Raw genomic sequence first — 15,157 nt, 5'->3', positions numbered from 1 at the left:
TCCCCCCCCCCCCGACGCTGCCCGTGTCCAGGTCCCGCTACACCCCCCCCCGGCGTAAGTTCTCGACCCACCTGGCACAGGGGATCTGGTCGCTGCTTCAAGTGCGGCGCACTCGCGAACATCGCCCTCGCCCACCTTGTGTGCATCGTCGAGCGCGGGCTGAAGCAGATCCGGCATCGACCGCGCCTGATCGCCGGACTCCGTGCCGAGACCGGACTCGAACCGCCGCCCTGCCTACCACCTGGCAGAGAGCTGTTGGGCTCTCAGAGGGCGCAGACAGGCTCGGATCCCCATAAGGCCACGTAGAGCGCGATCATGATCGCGGCCTCGCCGTGTGCAGTGGTGCCGGCCACGATGCCGCCGCTGCTGTCCGCGATCGCGAACGCTGGGCGGCACGGTGTCCTCGTCACGTGCGCTGTGGCGATGGAGCGGTTGGCCGCGGCGTGACAGCGGTGTCGTCGTCGAGGTCCAGCAGACGGCGTACGGGCTCCTTCAGGTCGGACAGGTTGGGTGACCGGTGAGGCGGGGTGCCTGGCGGCACGGCTCTTCTCCTTCGCCGGGTCGGCAGCGGCTGCACACACCGCTGAGTTCGAGGGTGTGCTCCAAGTCCGAGAAGCCGGTGGTCTCGGCGAGGCGGTCGGCCCACTGTTCGACGGCCTCCGAGTCGACCGGCTGACTGCGGCCGCAGCAGCGGCAGATCAGGTAGTGCCGGTGCTCGTCCGTAGGCCGCCGCAGGTACAGGCGCTCACCACCCTCGTCCCGTACGACGTCGACGAGCCCGGCCCGGTCCAGTTCCCGCAGCGCGCGGTAGACAGTGGTGAGCCCGACCGTGGAGCCGGAACCCGCCATCAGGGCGTGCAGTTCCTGCGCGGAGACGAACTCCCGGCACAGGCCCAGCGTGTCCAGCACGGCACGCCGCTGGCGCGTCCTGCGTACGCCGGTATCAGCGCGCGTCCACTGCACACCCTTCGCCTCGTCCACCTCGCCCATCGCGGACTCCCTGGTTGACCGATGTCTTGTCGCTACACCATGCTAATTGAACATGATTTTCATGCCTAACGGCTCGCGTCCAGGCGTCGAGTCCAGTCAAATGGAAACGGCATCCGTTTTCATCTAGCCTGGGCCCCCACATCCAGGCCCCGAGGAGGACCGGCCATGGCCGTACCGAAGCGGAAGATGTCCCGCAGCAACACCCGCCACCGCCGCGCGCAGTGGAAGGCCAATGCGCCTGAGCTGGTGCCGATCACCGTGGACGGCCGTGTGTACAAGGTGCCGCGCCGCCTCATACCGGCTTACCAGCGCGGCCTGCTCCATCCCGAGGGCTGACCGCACCATGACCGACCCGCTGCCCGTGACCGTGCTCTCCGGCTTCCTCGGCGCCGGCAAGACCACCCTGCTCAACCACCTCCTCAACAACCGCGACGGCCTGCGCATCGCGGTGATCGTCAACGACATGAGCGAGATCAACATCGACGCCGAGCTCGTGCGCGGCGGCGACGCCGCCCTGTCGCGGACCGAGGAGCGGCTGGTCGAGATGACGAACGGGTGCATCTGCTGCACGCTTCGGGATGACCTGCTGGAGGAGGTGGACCGGCTGGCCCGGGAGGGGCGCTTCGACTACCTGCTCATCGAGTCCAGCGGCATCTCCGAACCGATGCCGGTTGCGGCGACCTTCGCGTTCCCGCGCGACGACGGCGCGACTCTGGGGGAGGTGGCCCGGCTGGACACCATGGTCACCGTGGTCGACGCCGCCAACTTCCTGCGGGAGCTGGAAGGCGGCGATGAACTCGTCGAGCGCGGCCTGGACCAGTACGAGGACGACGAGCGCACGGTCAGCGACCTCCTCATGGACCAGGTCGAGTTCGCGGACGTCATCGTTCTCAACAAGCTCGACCTGGTGGACGCCGATGCGGCCGACCGGCTGCGGGCGACGCTGTCCCGGCTCAACCCCGTGGCCCGTTTCGTGCCCGTCCGGCACGGCCGGGTGGCTCCGGCCGAGGTGCTCGGTACCGGTCTCTTCGACCTCGAGCGCGCGCAGCAGGCGCCAGGCTGGGTCATGGAGCTCAACGGCGACCACGTTCCAGAGACCGAGGAGTACGGCATCTCCAGCACGGTCTTCCGCTCCGAACGCCCCTTTCACCCCCGGCGGTTGTGGAGCTTCGTCGCCGAAGAGCTCGACAGCGGCGTGTACGGAGACGTCCTGCGCTCGAAGGGCTTCTTCTGGCTGGCGTCCCGCCCACAGGTGACGGGCCTGTGGTCGCAGGCGGGCGCGGTGGCGCGGTTCGAGCCGTCCGGGGCGCGTGACGCCGCTGCGGATGCCGGCCGCGGCCAGGAGCTGGTCTTCATCGGGACGAAACTGGAGGCCCAGGCTCTGCGGGCCGCGCTGGCTTCCTGCCTGCTCACCGACGACGAGTACACACGAGGCCCACAACACTGGTCCGGCTTCCCCGACCCATTCCCCGCCTGGGAGACGTACGGCTTGGACGAAATCTGCGAGCACGAGCACGACCCGCACGAGCGTCAGCCCGTGGCGCAGCGCTGAGGCAGCAGCAGCACTCCGAGGAGGTCGGCCATGAATCACATGCCACGCACGCCCACACCACGCCCGTCCCGCCGTGCCGTGCAACTGGGGCGGTTCAGGAGACGTTGCTGATCCCGCTCTACGGCAGGGCCGTGGAGAGCCGCAAACCGGACGGCCTGCTGAGCGACCCTCGTGCCGAGGAGATGGTTGAGTCCTTGGACTACGACTTTACTTCTCCCGCTTCGACGGGGTGCCCAGTCTGGTCGGGGCGACACTGCGCACGCTCCTTTTCGACCACTGGGTCCGCGACTTCCTTCGGCGGCACCCGGACGGCACCGTCGTCGAGCTCGGCACCGGCCTCAACACCCGTTACGAGCGTGTCGCCGATGGGAGGGCCCACTGGTTCGACGTGGACCTGCCCGATGTGATCGAGCTGCGCCCCGCTTTCTTCGCCGATGGGGAACGGCGACGGATGCTCCATGAGTGCCGAGTGCCGCACCCGACCAGCGAAGCTGCTGGTCAGAACGATTCTTTAGCTCGCCCTTGTGGTGGGGCGGGTGGGACTCGAACCCACGGCCGACGGATGATGAGTCCATTCGGGATCTTGGCGGCCCTTGCCGATCAACGTTCATTCTTGACGTTTTCGCAGGTCAAGTGGAGTGCATCGTGCCGATGACTCCCGGGGCTTGTCAGTCTGTTCCTGTCCTTGTGTCCCGCCTGCGTCCCGAACGCGTCCCGGATGGACGAGCCCAGCCGGTTCAGCGGCCGTGTCCCCAGCTTGAGGAAGCGGCTCGAACTGTGCGCAGCGGATTGCCCTTTTCGCACGCAGAGGCTCCGCCCCCATACAGGGACGGAGCCTCGGTGGCCGTTGTCGCAGGCCAGGACCTCTACGAACAGGCTACCGACCGGTGACGGACTACCCCAGGCAACTGCGTGCCCCTGCCTGATGCGGGGCCCAGTCGCCGCTGAGGAGTCCGCCAACCGGTTGATCTCCGTGGCGGGTCGCGGATCGCCCTCCGGGGCGGCTGGGACGATTCGCGCATGGCACCCAGGGCGGGCACTGCTGAGAGTTCGGCAACGGCGCGAATCGTCCTGCTGACACTCGCGGCCGGTCAGTTCCTGATGGCGCTCGACAGCTCGGTCATGAACGTCTCGATCGCGACGGTGGCCGACGACGTGGGCACGACGGTGACGGGTATCCAAGGCGCCGTCACGGCCTACACCCTCGTGATGGCGATGTTCATGATCCCCGGCGGCAAGGTAGGGGCGCTGATCGGCCGCAAACGCGCGTTTATGATCGGCTGCGTCATCTACGGCTGCGGCTCCCTCACCACGGCGCTCGCGCCGAACCTGCCCGTGCTGCTGCTCGGCTGGTCGTTCCTCGAGGGGATTGGGGCGGCACTCATCCTGCCCGCGATCGTGGCGCTCGTGGCGAGCAACTTCGCCGCTGAACGCCGTCCCGCCGCCTACGGTCTCGTCGCGGCCGCAGGGGCCGTGGCGATCGCGGTCGGGCCGCTCATCGGGGGTGTCGCGACGACGTACTTCTCCTGGCGGTGGGTCTTCGCCGGTGAGGTCGTGATGGTGCTCGGCATCCTGGTGCTCGCCGGCCGCATCGCTGACGCGCCGATCGGCGAACGCCCTCGCATCGATCTCGTCGGCGCCGTGCTGTCCGCGCTCGGGCTCGGGATCTTCGTCTACGGCGTACTCCGCTCGGACGAATGGGGCTGGTTCCGGCCGAAGCCCGACGCGCCTTCGTGGCTCGGAGTTTCGCTGGTCGTGTGGCTGATGCTGGCCGGTCTCCTTCTGATCTGGCTCTTTCTCCGCTGGGAAGCCCGTTTGGTGGAGCGGCGGAGGGAGCCACTCATTGACCCGGCCATGTTGCAGAACAAGCAACTCACCGGCGGGCTGACGATGTTCTTCTTCCAGTACCTCGTGCAGATGGGTGTGTTCTTCGTCGTACCGCTCTACCTGTCGGTGGCCCTGGGCCTGTCCGCGCTCGCGACCGGTGCCCGCATCCTGCCGCTGTCGGTCACACTGCTGGCGGCCGCGGTCCTGATCCCGCGCTTCTTTCCGGACGTCTCTCCGCGGCGGGTGGTGCGGCTCGGGATCCTCGCGTTGCTCGCGGGCGCGGTGGTCCTGATGGCCGCGCTCGACGCAGACGCCGGTGCGGAAATCGTCGCCATCCCGCTCCTGTTGATCGGGTTCGGGATGGGCGCGCTGGCGTCCCAGCTCGGGGCGGTCACAGTATCCGCGGTGCCGGAGGCACAGAGCGCAGAAGTCGGCGGCGTCCAGAACGCCGTCACCAACCTCGGCGCCTCGATCGGTACGGCACTCGCCGGATCGATCATGATCGCCACGCTCACGACCTCGTTCCTGACCAGCGTGGACCAGAATCCGGCGGTCCCGGCCGACGTCAAGAGCCGGGCGACCGTGGAACTCCAGAGCGGCGTACCGTTCTTGTCGGACGCCCAGCTCAAGACCGCCCTCGACGAGGCGGGCACGAGCACGGAGGTGACTCAGGCGGCGCTCGACGCGAACGACGCCGCCAGGCTCAACGGTCTGCGCGCCGCACTCGCCATCCTCGCCTTCACTGCTCTCCTCGCGATGTTCTTCACCCACCGGATCCCGAAGGCCCAGCCCAGTTCGACGCAGCCCTAGCTGTATTGCCCGGTGAGGTTCCGCGTCCGGAGCTGGGGATCCAAAGGAAGTTCGCGAGCATGGCCAGACCGGCCAGCCCCACACCGACGCCCCTGGCCCAGGTGGCGCCCTGGAACAGGGCTGAACCGGCGAGAGTGATAACTACGCCCATGATCAGATGGATCCAGCCCCATCCAGTGAGATCGAACTCGTACACGTAGTTGCGGGTGGTGACGAATACGTGGCCATGTCGACACTCTTGCGGGTGACTAGCTGATACTGGCTGGGGCCCTGGACATCAGGCGCTCGGTCGTCGTGTATTTCGGTGCCGACGCCGACGCACGGTAAAGGCGCAGGCGAGCATGCCGAGGGCCCAGGCGATCAAAAGGGCACCCCATAGGGGCATGGTCACCTCTGGGATGAGAAGGCGGATCTTGGCGCTCGTGCGGTTTTCGAAGATGAAGATCAGAGCGATCGCAGTGATCAGAACGAACGGCGTGAGCCGGCGGACACCGGGGCGGGAAAGGAATGGTGTGCGCGGCTGCTGGTCTGTACTGGTTCGAGCCATGGGATGCCCCTCAATCACGGTGCCCTGCATCCAGCGTCCTCTCCCAGCACGCGGCTCGCCACCGAAGAGACCGCAGCCCGTGCGCGTCATGACCGCTGAAGCCAGCGAGTCACGCCGATGGCGCATCCGCATGGCTGCCACGGACGAACGCGGCCTGTGCTCAGAGGGCTGGACCGCCCCCTGAGCACAGGGCCGAGCGAGGGCGGCAGCCCTCCGAGCAGCAGCTGATCTTGCCGGCTCCGTCGGCGCCGACGGCGATGGTGGTGTCCGACGGCGATGGTGGTGCCGAGGCGATGGTGGTGCCGAGGCGATGGTGGTGCCGAGGCGATGGTGGTGCCGAGGCGATGGTGGTGCCGAGGCGATGGTGGTGCCCGGTACGGCGTCGGCCACGCCGGCCCATGCGGTTCCAGGCCGGGTTGGCCCACGCTGCGAAGCGGGCGAGGCAGGGATGGAGACGGCGGCTCGGGGCCCTCCCGTCACCGTCTCGTCACAGGCCGTCCGCCGCAGGAACGCGGTCGGCCGACATGCCTGCTGGTGCGGAACGTGGGACGGTGGGAGAGGGTCGGGAAGCAGGCCCGATCGTGGCAGTTGCCCGCAGGGCCGCCCCGTCGAGGAGGTGGCGTCACGGCTGACCAGGGCAGCGGGACCCTTCCGGAGGAACGGGCGGCGCGGGGCCGGGCCGCCCGGGCAGACGCGCCACGCTCCGCCCACGCGGAGTACCAGCCCTCGGCGAAACGACCGGACCCGGTTGACATCATCGAGGCGCAGTCGGCCACCCGGCTGCCGGAACTCGTGCCCATCCGCTACGGCCGGATGCTGGAGTCCCCCTTCCGCTTCTACCGGGGTGCCGCCGCCATCACGGCCGGTGACCTGGCCGACACGCCCCGTTCGGGAATCGCCGCGCAATTGTGCGGGGACGCGCATCTGCTGAACTTCCGGCTGCTCGCTTCACCCGAGCGGCATCTGGTCTTCGACATCCACGACTTCGACGAGACCCTGCCCGGCCCCTGGGACTGGGACGTCAAGCGGCTGGCCGGCGGCCTGGCCATCGCCGGACGCGAGAACGGCGATACAGAAGCCGAACGGGCCTCCGTCGTACGGGCCACCGGTACGGTCGTACCGCGAGCGGATGCGCGGCTTCGCCGGCCTGGGCAACCTCGCTGTCTGGTACACCCAGGCCGACATGGATGTGCTGCAGGCGCTGGCAGACGAACGCGACCACCAGGCCCTCACCGACGCCGTACACACCGGCCGAGTCCCCGCCGAAGCCGCGTACCACGTAAAGGGGGCCGGAGACGACTGTCGCGCCGCGAGGCACGGCAAAGGCAGGAGCACCACTATGAGCAACAACCTGCATCTGGCATACGACTATCCGCTCCTGGGCGCGTTCTGGACGATGATGTGGATCTTCCTGTGGATCCTGTGGATCGTCCTGGTGTTCCGCGTCATCGGCGATGTCTTCCGCGACGACTCGCTGAGTGGCTGGGGGAAGACGGGGTGGACCTTCTTCGTGATGATCCTGCCCTTCCTCGGCATCTTCGTGTATTTGATCGCCCGGGGTCGTGACATGGGCAAGCGTGAACAGCAGTCCGCCAGGGCACGGCAGGAGTCGCTCGACGCGTACATCCGGGGAACCGCCGCAAGTACGGGCACGGGTCGTGCGGACGAGTTGGTCAAGCTCTCCGAGCTCAAGAACAAGGGCGATATCACCGAGGCGGAGTTCCAGCACGCCAAGCAGAAGGTCCTGACGTCCTGACGCCGATCTGAGCGCATGCCGCGTGCACGGGATGGCTGCCAGGAGCGGCAGGGGCCAGGCGAGCAGCCGGCCCGCCCCGATACTCAGCGGCAGTCCGATGCCCCCCGCATCACCCAGAACGGGCGAGTCACCGGTGCCGTGTCAGGCGGGTGCGGCGGTGATCCGGCCGGTGTGCGCGGCCTCGGCGAAGGTGTCGTAGTCGCGTTGGTTCTGGTCGGCGTAGGCCTCGGCGAACTCCACGAGGGCCCGGTCGAAGGCATCACCGGTGCCGAGGTAGGCGGCGATGGCGATCGCGTCTCCGGAGCGGGCGTGGGCTCGGGCCAGGCAGGCGCCGCACAGGCGGGCGAAGAGCCGCATCATGTCCGGGGTCATGGTGTCGGGCTGGGCGATGCCCTTCCAGTCGTGCAGCTGCCGGAGGTAGAAGTCGCGCTGCCGGCCGTCGATGCCGGTGACCCGTTCCCAACCGAGGAAGATGTCGCCGGCGGCCTGCATGAGCCGCTGCCCGGCGACGACCCGCTGCCCCTGGTTCTCGTACGGGCTGGGCCCGGTATACGGGGTGAGTACCGATTGCCCGGCCTCCTTGGCCTGGAGCAGCAGGGGATCCTCGTCGTCCCGGCCGAGCAGGAGGATGATCCAGCACCGGGTGCCCACGCTGCCGACCCCGACCACCTTGCGCGCCATGTCGACAACGCGGAAGCGACCGAGCAGATGGCGCCGCTCCAACGTGAGGCTCTGCGCGTACCGCTCGACCAGAAGCCGCAGGTTCCGCTCCAGGTCGGCGCGTGCGGACCCGGGCAGCAGGTCGCCGAGGGGGGTGATCAGTGGTGGGTCGGGGGCGATCCGGCGCTCCCCGCCGACGACGTGTGTGAGCTTGGCGAACGCCTGGAGGTGGTCCCGGGTACGGGCCTTGGCCATGGCCTGGTCGGTCCGTTGCCGAATGCTCTTGTCCGGCCGTTCCTGCAGCAGGTCCCGGAAGTCCTCGGCCTCGTCGCGGGCGTACCAGATGTCGAGGGTCCGCATGGTGGAGAAGCGGTGCATCCGCTCCCGGTACGCCTGGACGGCTTCCCGTACGATCGCACCGCGCCGGCGGTCGCCGAAGCCGTTGGCGCGCCCTGCGATGGCGAAGCTGGCGGCGAGCCGCTTGACGTCCCATTCGAACGGACCGGGCAGGGTCTCGTCGAAGTCGTTGATATCGAAGACCAGATGCCGTTCCGGAGAGGCCAGAAGCCGGAAGTTCAGCAGGTGGGCGTCGCCGCACAGCTGCGCCGTGATGCCGGTGTGGGGTGCCCGCCCGAGGTCGGCGGCCATGATCGGGGCGGCGCCCCGGTAGAAGCGGAACGGCGACTCCAGCATCCGGCCGTAGCGGATCGGCACCAGTTCCGGTACGCGCGTGGCGGACTGCGCCTCGATGATGGCGAGGGGATCCTGCCGGTCCCCGGCCGGCACGAACCGCGCCTGGCCGGAGCGCGGAACTCGGGAGCGGGCCGCTTTTCCCTTCGCGGCGCGCTGGTCCGGTGTGGGGAACTCGTCACGCATACGCCTCCCACTCCTTCCCCCTCGGGGGTCGCGCGGCCGTACCCCGAGGCCATGGCGGACAGTGACCGTGCGTGCCACCACCCGCTCGGCGACCCTGGAGGCATGTCACACCGGACCCCTGCCGAGGCCTCGGAGACCCGGGGGCAGACCGCCGCGGCCCACCTCGACTACACCGGCGCCGTCTACGGCTCGCTGCTCGCCGCCTCCGTGGTGGTCGGCGCCGGAACACTCGGCTCGTTTCCGCGGCTGGAGCTCGTTCTGCTCCTGCTGTGCACCAGTGTGGTGTTCTGGGCCGCGCACGTCTTCTCCCGCCTTTTCGGGTCCCGGATGGTGCACCACCTGAGCCGGGCGGAAGTCCGCCGCGTATGCGCCGACGAGCGGCCGATCGTCGAGGCGGCCGTCCCACCGGCCGGTGCCGTGGCGATCAGTCCACTCCTCGGGCTGGGAGTCCAGGGGACGGCATGGCTGGCACTCGCTGTCGCCCTGGCCGGGCAGGTCGGCTGGGCGACCGTAGCCGCCGCCCGTGCCGGCGCCTCGCGCCGTCTGATGCTGGTCGCGGGTGCGGTCAACCTCCTTCTCGGGATGGTCATCGTGGTCGTGAAGGTCGTCCTCCAGCACTGAGCGCTAGCCTCCGCGCTCAGCGCGAGCCCACGGCGGCGGTCCGGCGGGTCTCGGCCCGGAGGGCGAAGGCGATCGCCACCTCGACGACGCCGAGCAGGATGAGCCACAGGCCCAGCAGCCGGGTCAGCGCCACCGCCGACTCCACGGGATAGCCGAGTACCACGATCCCGGCCACGACGCCGAGCGCGCCGGCGGCGAAGGCCAGGCCCCGGTGGGCGAGGCCGCGGTCGGCGATCGCCACGAACGCGATCAGCAGGCCCGACAGCAGCCAGTAGGCTCCGACGATCAGGGACAGCGCGGCGATCGTCTGCAGCGGGTGCCGCAGAACCAGCACCCCTGCCAGGACAGCCACGACCGGGACGAGCACTCCGGCCACCCCGCTGCCGCCCCGGTCCCCGTCCCGTGGGAAGGCCGTCACGAAGCGGAACCCGCCTGCTACCAGCAGATGCAGTCCGACGATGACGGCCAGCACGTGCAGTGTCGCCTCGGGCCAGACCAGCACCAGGATGCCCGGTACCAAGGTAGCGAGGGCGAAGCCGAGGGCCCAGAGCCAAGAGCCGCCGAGAGCACCCAGGAACTCCTGAGGGTCGGCCGGCCCGCGCTCCGGTGCGGTATCGGGCGATATGGCCATGGTGCCTCCTTCGAAACGAGCGGCCACCGGGCTCACGAACACGAGGCGATGCCGAGAAACCCGGCTGCTGCGACGGCCGGTCGCTCACTACGAGCGTTCAGCGGACCGTACGGTGCGTGGACACTCCGTGCGAGTGACATGAAGGGGACAAAAACACCTCATATGTCCCGTCACATCCAAATCTATGTCCCTGTGGTCTCTGATGTCGCTCACCCGCCGTGAGGCTGCGGCGGAAGCTGTGGAGGTGCGACGCGATGGGGCGCCGGCGGGCTCTGATCATCCTCGGGACTGCCCAGTTCCTGATGGTGCTCGACACCTCAGTGAGAACGTAGCGATCAGCTGGCTGGTCGAGGACTTCGACACCGAGGTCACCGCGATCCAAGCCGTCATCAGCCTCTACACCCTCGTCATGGCTGCCCTCATGATCCTGGTCGATGATCGAGGGGCTGGGCGCGTCACTGGCCTTCCCGGCGCCGGCCGCTCTCGTCCCGGCCGCCCACATCGGCCGGGACCGGGCCGTCGCCTACGGCGTCATCGGCGGACGACTCTTGCGATTCGGGGGCGCCACCGCGAGGTCGTATCGACGACTGATTGCTGGTCACGGAATTGGCCCGTGGGTGGCTCGTTCGATAAACGCCGCCGCGCGGCGCAGCGACGCGTCGGCCTCAGGGAGGAAACCCGCGGCGACCTGCCAGGAGTGGTGGAGATCCGGCTGGACATCCAGTGCGACGGATGCACCCGAACGGGCCGCTCGCGCCGCCAGTTCGAGGGAGTCATCGAGGAGCACTTCCGCGCCCGAGACCTCCAGGAGGAGCGGCGGGAGGCCGGTGAGGTCGGCCAGCAACGGCGAGGCGGCCGGGTCAGCCGGGTCGTGTCCCGCCAGATAGTCACGGCTGGTGGCCAGGCCGAAGCGGGCGCTCATCAGCAGGTCGGTCTCCTCGTTCGTGACCCAGCTGCCCTCTGCATGGCGCTCCGGACGCAGATCGAAGGCCCCCGAGAAGAGGAAACCGGCGAGCGCGCGCCGGTCCCCCGCGTCGCGTCGGCGCAGCAGCAGGGAGAGGCCGAGGTTGGCGCCCGCCGATTCGCCGCCGACCGCGATCTGGGCACCGGGCAGGAGCGAGGTGGCCCACACAAAGCCGGCCTCGGCGTCGTCGAGCGCAGCAGGGAAGGGCTTTTCGGGTGCGAGCCGGTAGGCCGGAAGGAGCACCCGGACCCCGAGGGCGGCCGCAAGCCGCGCGCCCGCGCCCCTCACCGTATCCGGGCTGCCGCTTCGGAAGCCGCCGCCATGGAGGAAGAGCACGAGTAGGTCGTCGCGCGGCCCATCTGGAGTCAGCAGGTACGAGCCCGGCCGCAGCCCGGGTGCCGGAGCGAGGGCGACGCCAGGCACGGGCGCGTACGGTACGGAGTTGAGCCCGGGCTGTCGCCGTTGCTCGGCCAACGAGCTCGGCGGGGCGGGTCGGTCACGGGCCGCGCGGAACCGTGCGCTCATCGCCGCGTGCTGCTTGCTGGGCACGGCGCGTCCCCCCTCAGTCGGCCACGCGGGCCCGGTCGATGTGGTCTGCCATGTCACGTAGCGTCTCCAGTTCGGAGAGTTCGGAGAAGCGGACGAGGGTGGCGAACTCCTCGTTCACCAGCGCCAGCAGGATCACCGCGTCCATCGAACCGCCGCCGAGGGCGAAGAAGTTGTCCGCAGGTGCGACGTCCGGGACGTCCAGCACTCGCGACCACAGCTCGGCCAGCCGCGTCTGCGTGGATTTGCTGTTCATGGGGCCTCTCTTGATCGGTGGGAGGTTGGAGCCGGCGGCGGGGTGGCCAGGGATCCGCCGATGTGTCCATAGGAGGCGGCCTGGAGGTGGTAAAGCCCGGCGTAGCTGCCGCCGAGCGCCATCAGCTCCTCATGGGTGCCCTGTTCGGCGATGGCTCCGCCCGCGAGAACGACGATCCGGTCAGCCATCCGTACCGTCCAGAAGCGGTGCGAGATGATCAGGGTCACGGTTCCGTGGGCGGCGCCCCACCGCCTGGCCAACCGCATCTGATGCCGGTAGGCCGCGTACTCAGCTCGCGCATCGAGCGATGCGGTCGGCTCGTCGAGTACGCACAAGAGCGGCGCAGCCCGCATTCCGGCGCGGCTCAGCGCGAGCCGCTGCCACTGTCCGCCGGACAGGTCCACCCCGTCGAACTCCGTGCCGAGCTGGGTGTCCAGACCGGAGGGGAGACCGGCGATGACGTCCGTCGCGCCGCCGTCGCGCACGGCCTGCTCGATTCGCATGCGGTCATCGAGCGCGGTCAGCTGTCCGACGCCGACCGTCTCGTGAGCCAGGAAAGCGAACCGGGCATGGTCCTGGAAGCCTGCTGTCAGGCGTTTGCGCCAGTCCGGCGTGGACAGCCGCCCGAGTTCCACGCCGTCTACGGTGATGGCGCCAGCGGTCGGACCGTAGAGCTTGCACAACAGCTTCACCAGTGTGGTCTTGCCGCAGCCGTGCTCGCCGACGATCGCGACCGTCGCGCCCGCCGGGAGGTCCAGATCGATGTCACGCAGTACGGCGGCCGACGTGCCGTGGTAGCGGAAGGAGACCCCGCGCAAGGTGATGCCGTCGCGCAGTCGCTCCGGTACGGCGGGGGGAGCGGCGTCGTCCCCAACAGCGGCGGGCGCCGAGGAGGCGCGAGCCTGTGAGCCGGTGACTGTAACCAACTGGACGTAATGATCCATAAGTTGCATGCCGCCGGCGACTTGGCGCACCGCTGAGACCATGCCCTCGGCCTGGGTCCGCAGGGCCGCCGTCAAGGAGACAAGGACCAGTACGTCACCGGGCGCGGTCTCCCCCGCGAGGGCCGACCTGACGACGAGGAGCAGTGCCGCCCCGTAGGCGACAGCGAAGAGTGTCCACCCGGCGATGCTCAGCCCCGCCGCGGCCCAGCTCGCACGCTCCTGACACTGCGTCACCTGATGCCAGGCATGAGAGGCCCGGTCCCGCAGTGCCCGTTCGGCCCCTGCGATCCTGATCTCCATGCCTGGCCCCGGCTCGGTGAGCAGGCTGTGCAAATGCTCGGCGCGCCTGGCGTCCTCGGCAGTCTCCAGCGTCGCGCGGTGAATCCGCTTCTGTCCGTGGCGCGGCAGAGCGAGTGCGGGGATCAGCAGAGCCGCGAGCAGCAGCAGTACGGGAGCGATGGCCGCCAGGATGACCAGGACAACGGTGGGGCGTACCACCGTCGCCGCGACCTCCACGAGCAGCCAGCTGGAGCGCGCGATGACATCACCCCTGCCGGTGACGAGGGAGATCCGGTCGACGTACTCGGGGCGTTCGAGGTGCTCCAGATCGTCCCGCCCGGCGACGGTACGGAGAATGTGGTCGTCGGTTTCGACGCTGAGGGCCTCGGCCAGCAGATAGCCCAAGTTGGCCCGGGCCGATGTACCGATGGTGGATACGGTCCAGCACACGGCGACGAGCGCAGCGCCCAGCAACGCGCCGGAGAGATCTCGGCTGGTCGCCTCCTGGACGAGGAAGCGCAGACCGAGCGCGAACCCGGCGACGGCGAGGATGTCCGTGAAGACGATGGTGAGGTAGATGAGGACAATTCCGCGTCGGATGCGCCAGACCTCGCGGAACAGCCAGGCCAGCATGGAGCGTCGGTTCACCGCCGTAGTGTCCTCTCGACCGGTCCCGGCTGGTGGGCATCGTCGGGCTCGGATGCCTCGGCGAAGCGGTCCGCCTGCAGGGCATACATGCGCGCGTAGGATCCGCCCAGAGCGATCAGTTCATCGTGCGATCCGCTCTCCGTCACCACTCCGCCGTCGAGAAAGACGATCCGGTCGGCCTTGCGCACGGCGGACAGCCGGTGCGAGATCAGCACCACCCCCGCTTCCCCCGCCTGCGCAGCGACGCGGGAGAAGACGTCGATCTCCGCGCGAACGTCGAGATGGGCAGTGGGCTCGTCCAGCACCAGCAGCCGTGCGCCGCACGCGGCGGCGTACAGGGCCCGGGCGAGCGCGACGCGCTGCCACTGACCGCCCGACAGATCGGTACCGCCCGAGAAGACCCGGGACAGAGGCGTGTCCCAGCCCCGGCAGGTCCCGGTCACGAGGTCGGTGATGCCCGCCTGCCGTGCCACGTCGGCCAGCAGGGCCTCATCGGCCTCCCGGTTCGGCGCCCCGAGCACCACGTTGTCGCGCAGGGAGAGTTCGTACTGTACGAAGTCCTGGAAGACCACGGTGATCCGGTCCCGCCACGCACGGGAGGCAAGGTCCCGCAGCGGAGTGCCGTCCACAGTGATCCGGCCACCGGTGGGCTGGTAGAGACCTGTGAGCAGTTTGGTGAGGGTCGTCTTTCCCGCGCCGTTCACGCCCACCAGGGCGATCATTTCGCCGGGCGCGATCTCCAGATCGAGTCCGCTGAGCACCGGCCGCTCCCCAAGAGCGTAACGGAACTCCACACCTTCGAAGCGGACTCGGGGCGGCGGCAGTGAACCGCCCGTACGCCCGCTCGCGCTCCCAGCGAGAGCTCGTCCTGGACCGCCGCGCTCTCCAGATGCGCGATGCCGCCCGGTCGGCCGAGCACCTCGGCGATCCGCAGCCGATGGTCGCCGTCCACCCGGCGCGCCACGCTGAACTTCAGTGCAGCCGCGATGATTTCGACGGCCTGCGATGCCAGGACCAGCGCGCATACGGCGAGGGTGAGAGTGGTGAGCGCGGCCGAGTCGGGGGACGGCACGAGCAGTCCCCCGATGAGCAGACCGGTGACCACGCCCGCCGCCGTGGGCAGCAACGCGGCCACAAGGTGAACCGTCCACAGCCGGCCTGCGGCTGTGCCGCGAGTTCTACCGGCCGCGCGGACGGGGCGAGGCGACGTTCGAGGCCTACCGGGGCTTCCGGGAGCGGGAGATCCACTT

15 protein-coding genes and 3 pseudogenes are annotated in these 15,157 nt (G+C 69.2%); 8 read left to right on the top strand and 10 right to left on the bottom strand.

Annotated features, from left to right (window positions below):
- Window positions 1-492 precede the first annotated feature (492 nt).
- Window positions 493-990 (bottom strand): Fur family transcriptional regulator, encoded by a 498-nt coding sequence (locus ACTWQE_RS05780; RefSeq protein ID WP_443327708.1) that lies wholly within the window; start codon window positions 988-990, stop codon window positions 493-495.
- A gap of 165 nt (window positions 991-1,155) precedes the next feature.
- On the opposite strand from ACTWQE_RS05780, the gene rpmF reads away from it, so the two are divergent.
- The 4 genes from rpmF to ACTWQE_RS05760 all read left to right on the top strand — a co-directional run bounded on the left by rpmF (window position 1,156) and on the right by ACTWQE_RS05760 (window position 5,179).
- The gene (gene rpmF / locus ACTWQE_RS05775) at window positions 1,156-1,326 is read left to right on the top strand and encodes a 50S ribosomal protein L32 (protein ID WP_443327707.1); all 171 of its coding nucleotides are present in this window, start codon (window positions 1,156-1,158) and stop codon (window positions 1,324-1,326) included.
- A gap of 7 nt (window positions 1,327-1,333) precedes the next feature.
- Window positions 1,334-2,542: a GTP-binding protein gene (locus ACTWQE_RS05770; RefSeq protein ID WP_443327706.1), complete on the top strand. Its 1,209-nt coding sequence runs from the start codon at window positions 1,334-1,336 to the stop codon at window positions 2,540-2,542.
- Window positions 2,543-2,771: 229 nt separating this feature from the next.
- A complete protein-coding gene (locus tag ACTWQE_RS05765; RefSeq protein WP_443327705.1) occupies window positions 2,772-3,197 on the top strand; it encodes a class I SAM-dependent methyltransferase in 426 nt (141 codons plus the stop codon).
- A gap of 365 nt (window positions 3,198-3,562) precedes the next feature.
- On the top strand, window positions 3,563-5,179 hold the full coding sequence (locus tag ACTWQE_RS05760) for an MFS transporter (protein WP_443327704.1): 1,617 nt from the start codon (window positions 3,563-3,565) through the stop codon (window positions 5,177-5,179).
- Window positions 5,180-5,213: 34 nt separating this feature from the next.
- Here the strand turns inward: ACTWQE_RS05760 and ACTWQE_RS05755 are convergent.
- A pseudogene (locus ACTWQE_RS05755) lies at window positions 5,214-5,399 on the bottom strand (DUF7144 family membrane protein); the annotation flags it as partial.
- Window positions 5,400-5,456: 57 nt separating this feature from the next.
- A complete protein-coding gene (locus ACTWQE_RS05750; protein ID WP_443327703.1) occupies window positions 5,457-5,756 on the bottom strand; it encodes a hypothetical protein in 300 nt (99 codons plus the stop codon).
- Between the two features lie 558 nt (window positions 5,757-6,314).
- Between ACTWQE_RS05750 and ACTWQE_RS05745 the strand changes: the two are divergent.
- Window positions 6,315-6,933 (top strand): annotated as a pseudogene (locus ACTWQE_RS05745) (DUF2252 family protein); the annotation flags it as partial.
- Window positions 6,910-7,482: an SHOCT domain-containing protein gene (locus ACTWQE_RS05740; RefSeq protein WP_443327712.1), complete on the top strand. Its 573-nt coding sequence runs from the start codon at window positions 6,910-6,912 to the stop codon at window positions 7,480-7,482. The pseudogene ACTWQE_RS05745 and the gene ACTWQE_RS05740, both read left to right, overlap by 24 nt.
- Before the next feature lie 141 nt (window positions 7,483-7,623).
- On the opposite strand, the gene ACTWQE_RS05735 is transcribed toward ACTWQE_RS05740, so the two are convergent.
- The gene (locus ACTWQE_RS05735) at window positions 7,624-9,018 is read right to left on the bottom strand and encodes a DUF2252 domain-containing protein (protein WP_443327702.1); all 1,395 of its coding nucleotides are present in this window, start codon (window positions 9,016-9,018) and stop codon (window positions 7,624-7,626) included.
- Window positions 9,019-9,120: 102 nt separating this feature from the next.
- Here ACTWQE_RS05735 and ACTWQE_RS05730 point away from each other — a divergent pair, with 102 nt between their 5' ends.
- Window positions 9,121-9,639, top strand: a complete 519-nt coding sequence (locus ACTWQE_RS05730; RefSeq protein ID WP_443327701.1) for a hypothetical protein — start codon at window positions 9,121-9,123, stop codon at window positions 9,637-9,639.
- A gap of 16 nt (window positions 9,640-9,655) precedes the next feature.
- On the opposite strand, the gene ACTWQE_RS05725 is transcribed toward ACTWQE_RS05730, so the two are convergent.
- Window positions 9,656-10,270, bottom strand: a complete 615-nt coding sequence (locus ACTWQE_RS05725; protein ID WP_443327700.1) for an HdeD family acid-resistance protein — start codon at window positions 10,268-10,270, stop codon at window positions 9,656-9,658.
- Window positions 10,271-10,524: 254 nt separating this feature from the next.
- Here ACTWQE_RS05725 and ACTWQE_RS05720 point away from each other — a divergent pair.
- Window positions 10,525-10,812 (top strand): annotated as a pseudogene (locus ACTWQE_RS05720) (MFS transporter); the annotation flags it as partial.
- Window positions 10,813-10,868: 56 nt separating this feature from the next.
- Here the strand turns inward: ACTWQE_RS05720 and ACTWQE_RS05715 are convergent.
- The 5 genes from ACTWQE_RS05715 to ACTWQE_RS05695 are packed head-to-tail and all read right to left on the bottom strand — an operon-like array spanning window position 10,869 to window position 15,042.
- Window positions 10,869-11,783 (bottom strand): alpha/beta hydrolase, encoded by a 915-nt coding sequence (locus tag ACTWQE_RS05715; protein ID WP_443327699.1) that lies wholly within the window; start codon window positions 11,781-11,783, stop codon window positions 10,869-10,871.
- 13 nt (window positions 11,784-11,796) lie between these two features.
- Window positions 11,797-12,036 carry an acyl carrier protein gene (locus ACTWQE_RS05710; RefSeq protein WP_443327698.1) on the bottom strand — a complete coding sequence of 80 codons (240 nt, stop codon included), beginning with the start codon at window positions 12,034-12,036 and terminating at the stop codon, window positions 11,797-11,799.
- A complete protein-coding gene (locus ACTWQE_RS05705) occupies window positions 12,033-13,907 on the bottom strand; it encodes an ABC transporter ATP-binding protein (protein WP_443327697.1) in 1,875 nt (624 codons plus the stop codon). Before ACTWQE_RS05705 ends, ACTWQE_RS05710 begins: the two co-directional genes overlap by 4 nt.
- Entirely contained in the window at window positions 13,904-14,668 is a 765-nt protein-coding gene (locus ACTWQE_RS05700; protein ID WP_443327696.1) for an ATP-binding cassette domain-containing protein, read from the bottom strand. The genes ACTWQE_RS05705 and ACTWQE_RS05700 overlap by 4 nt, the downstream gene beginning before the upstream one ends.
- Entirely contained in the window at window positions 14,626-15,042 is a 417-nt protein-coding gene (locus tag ACTWQE_RS05695; protein ID WP_443327695.1) for a hypothetical protein, read from the bottom strand. Before ACTWQE_RS05695 ends, ACTWQE_RS05700 begins: the two co-directional genes overlap by 43 nt.
- Between the last annotated feature and the right edge of the window lie 115 nt (window positions 15,043-15,157).

This window comes from Streptomyces sp. 8N706, assembly GCF_052245415.1.
In the GTDB taxonomy this organism is placed as follows: Bacteria; Actinomycetota; Actinomycetes; order Streptomycetales; family Streptomycetaceae; genus Streptomyces.
Note: the sequence above shows the minus strand (reverse complement) of the source record. Positions and strands in the feature narration are given on the sequence as shown.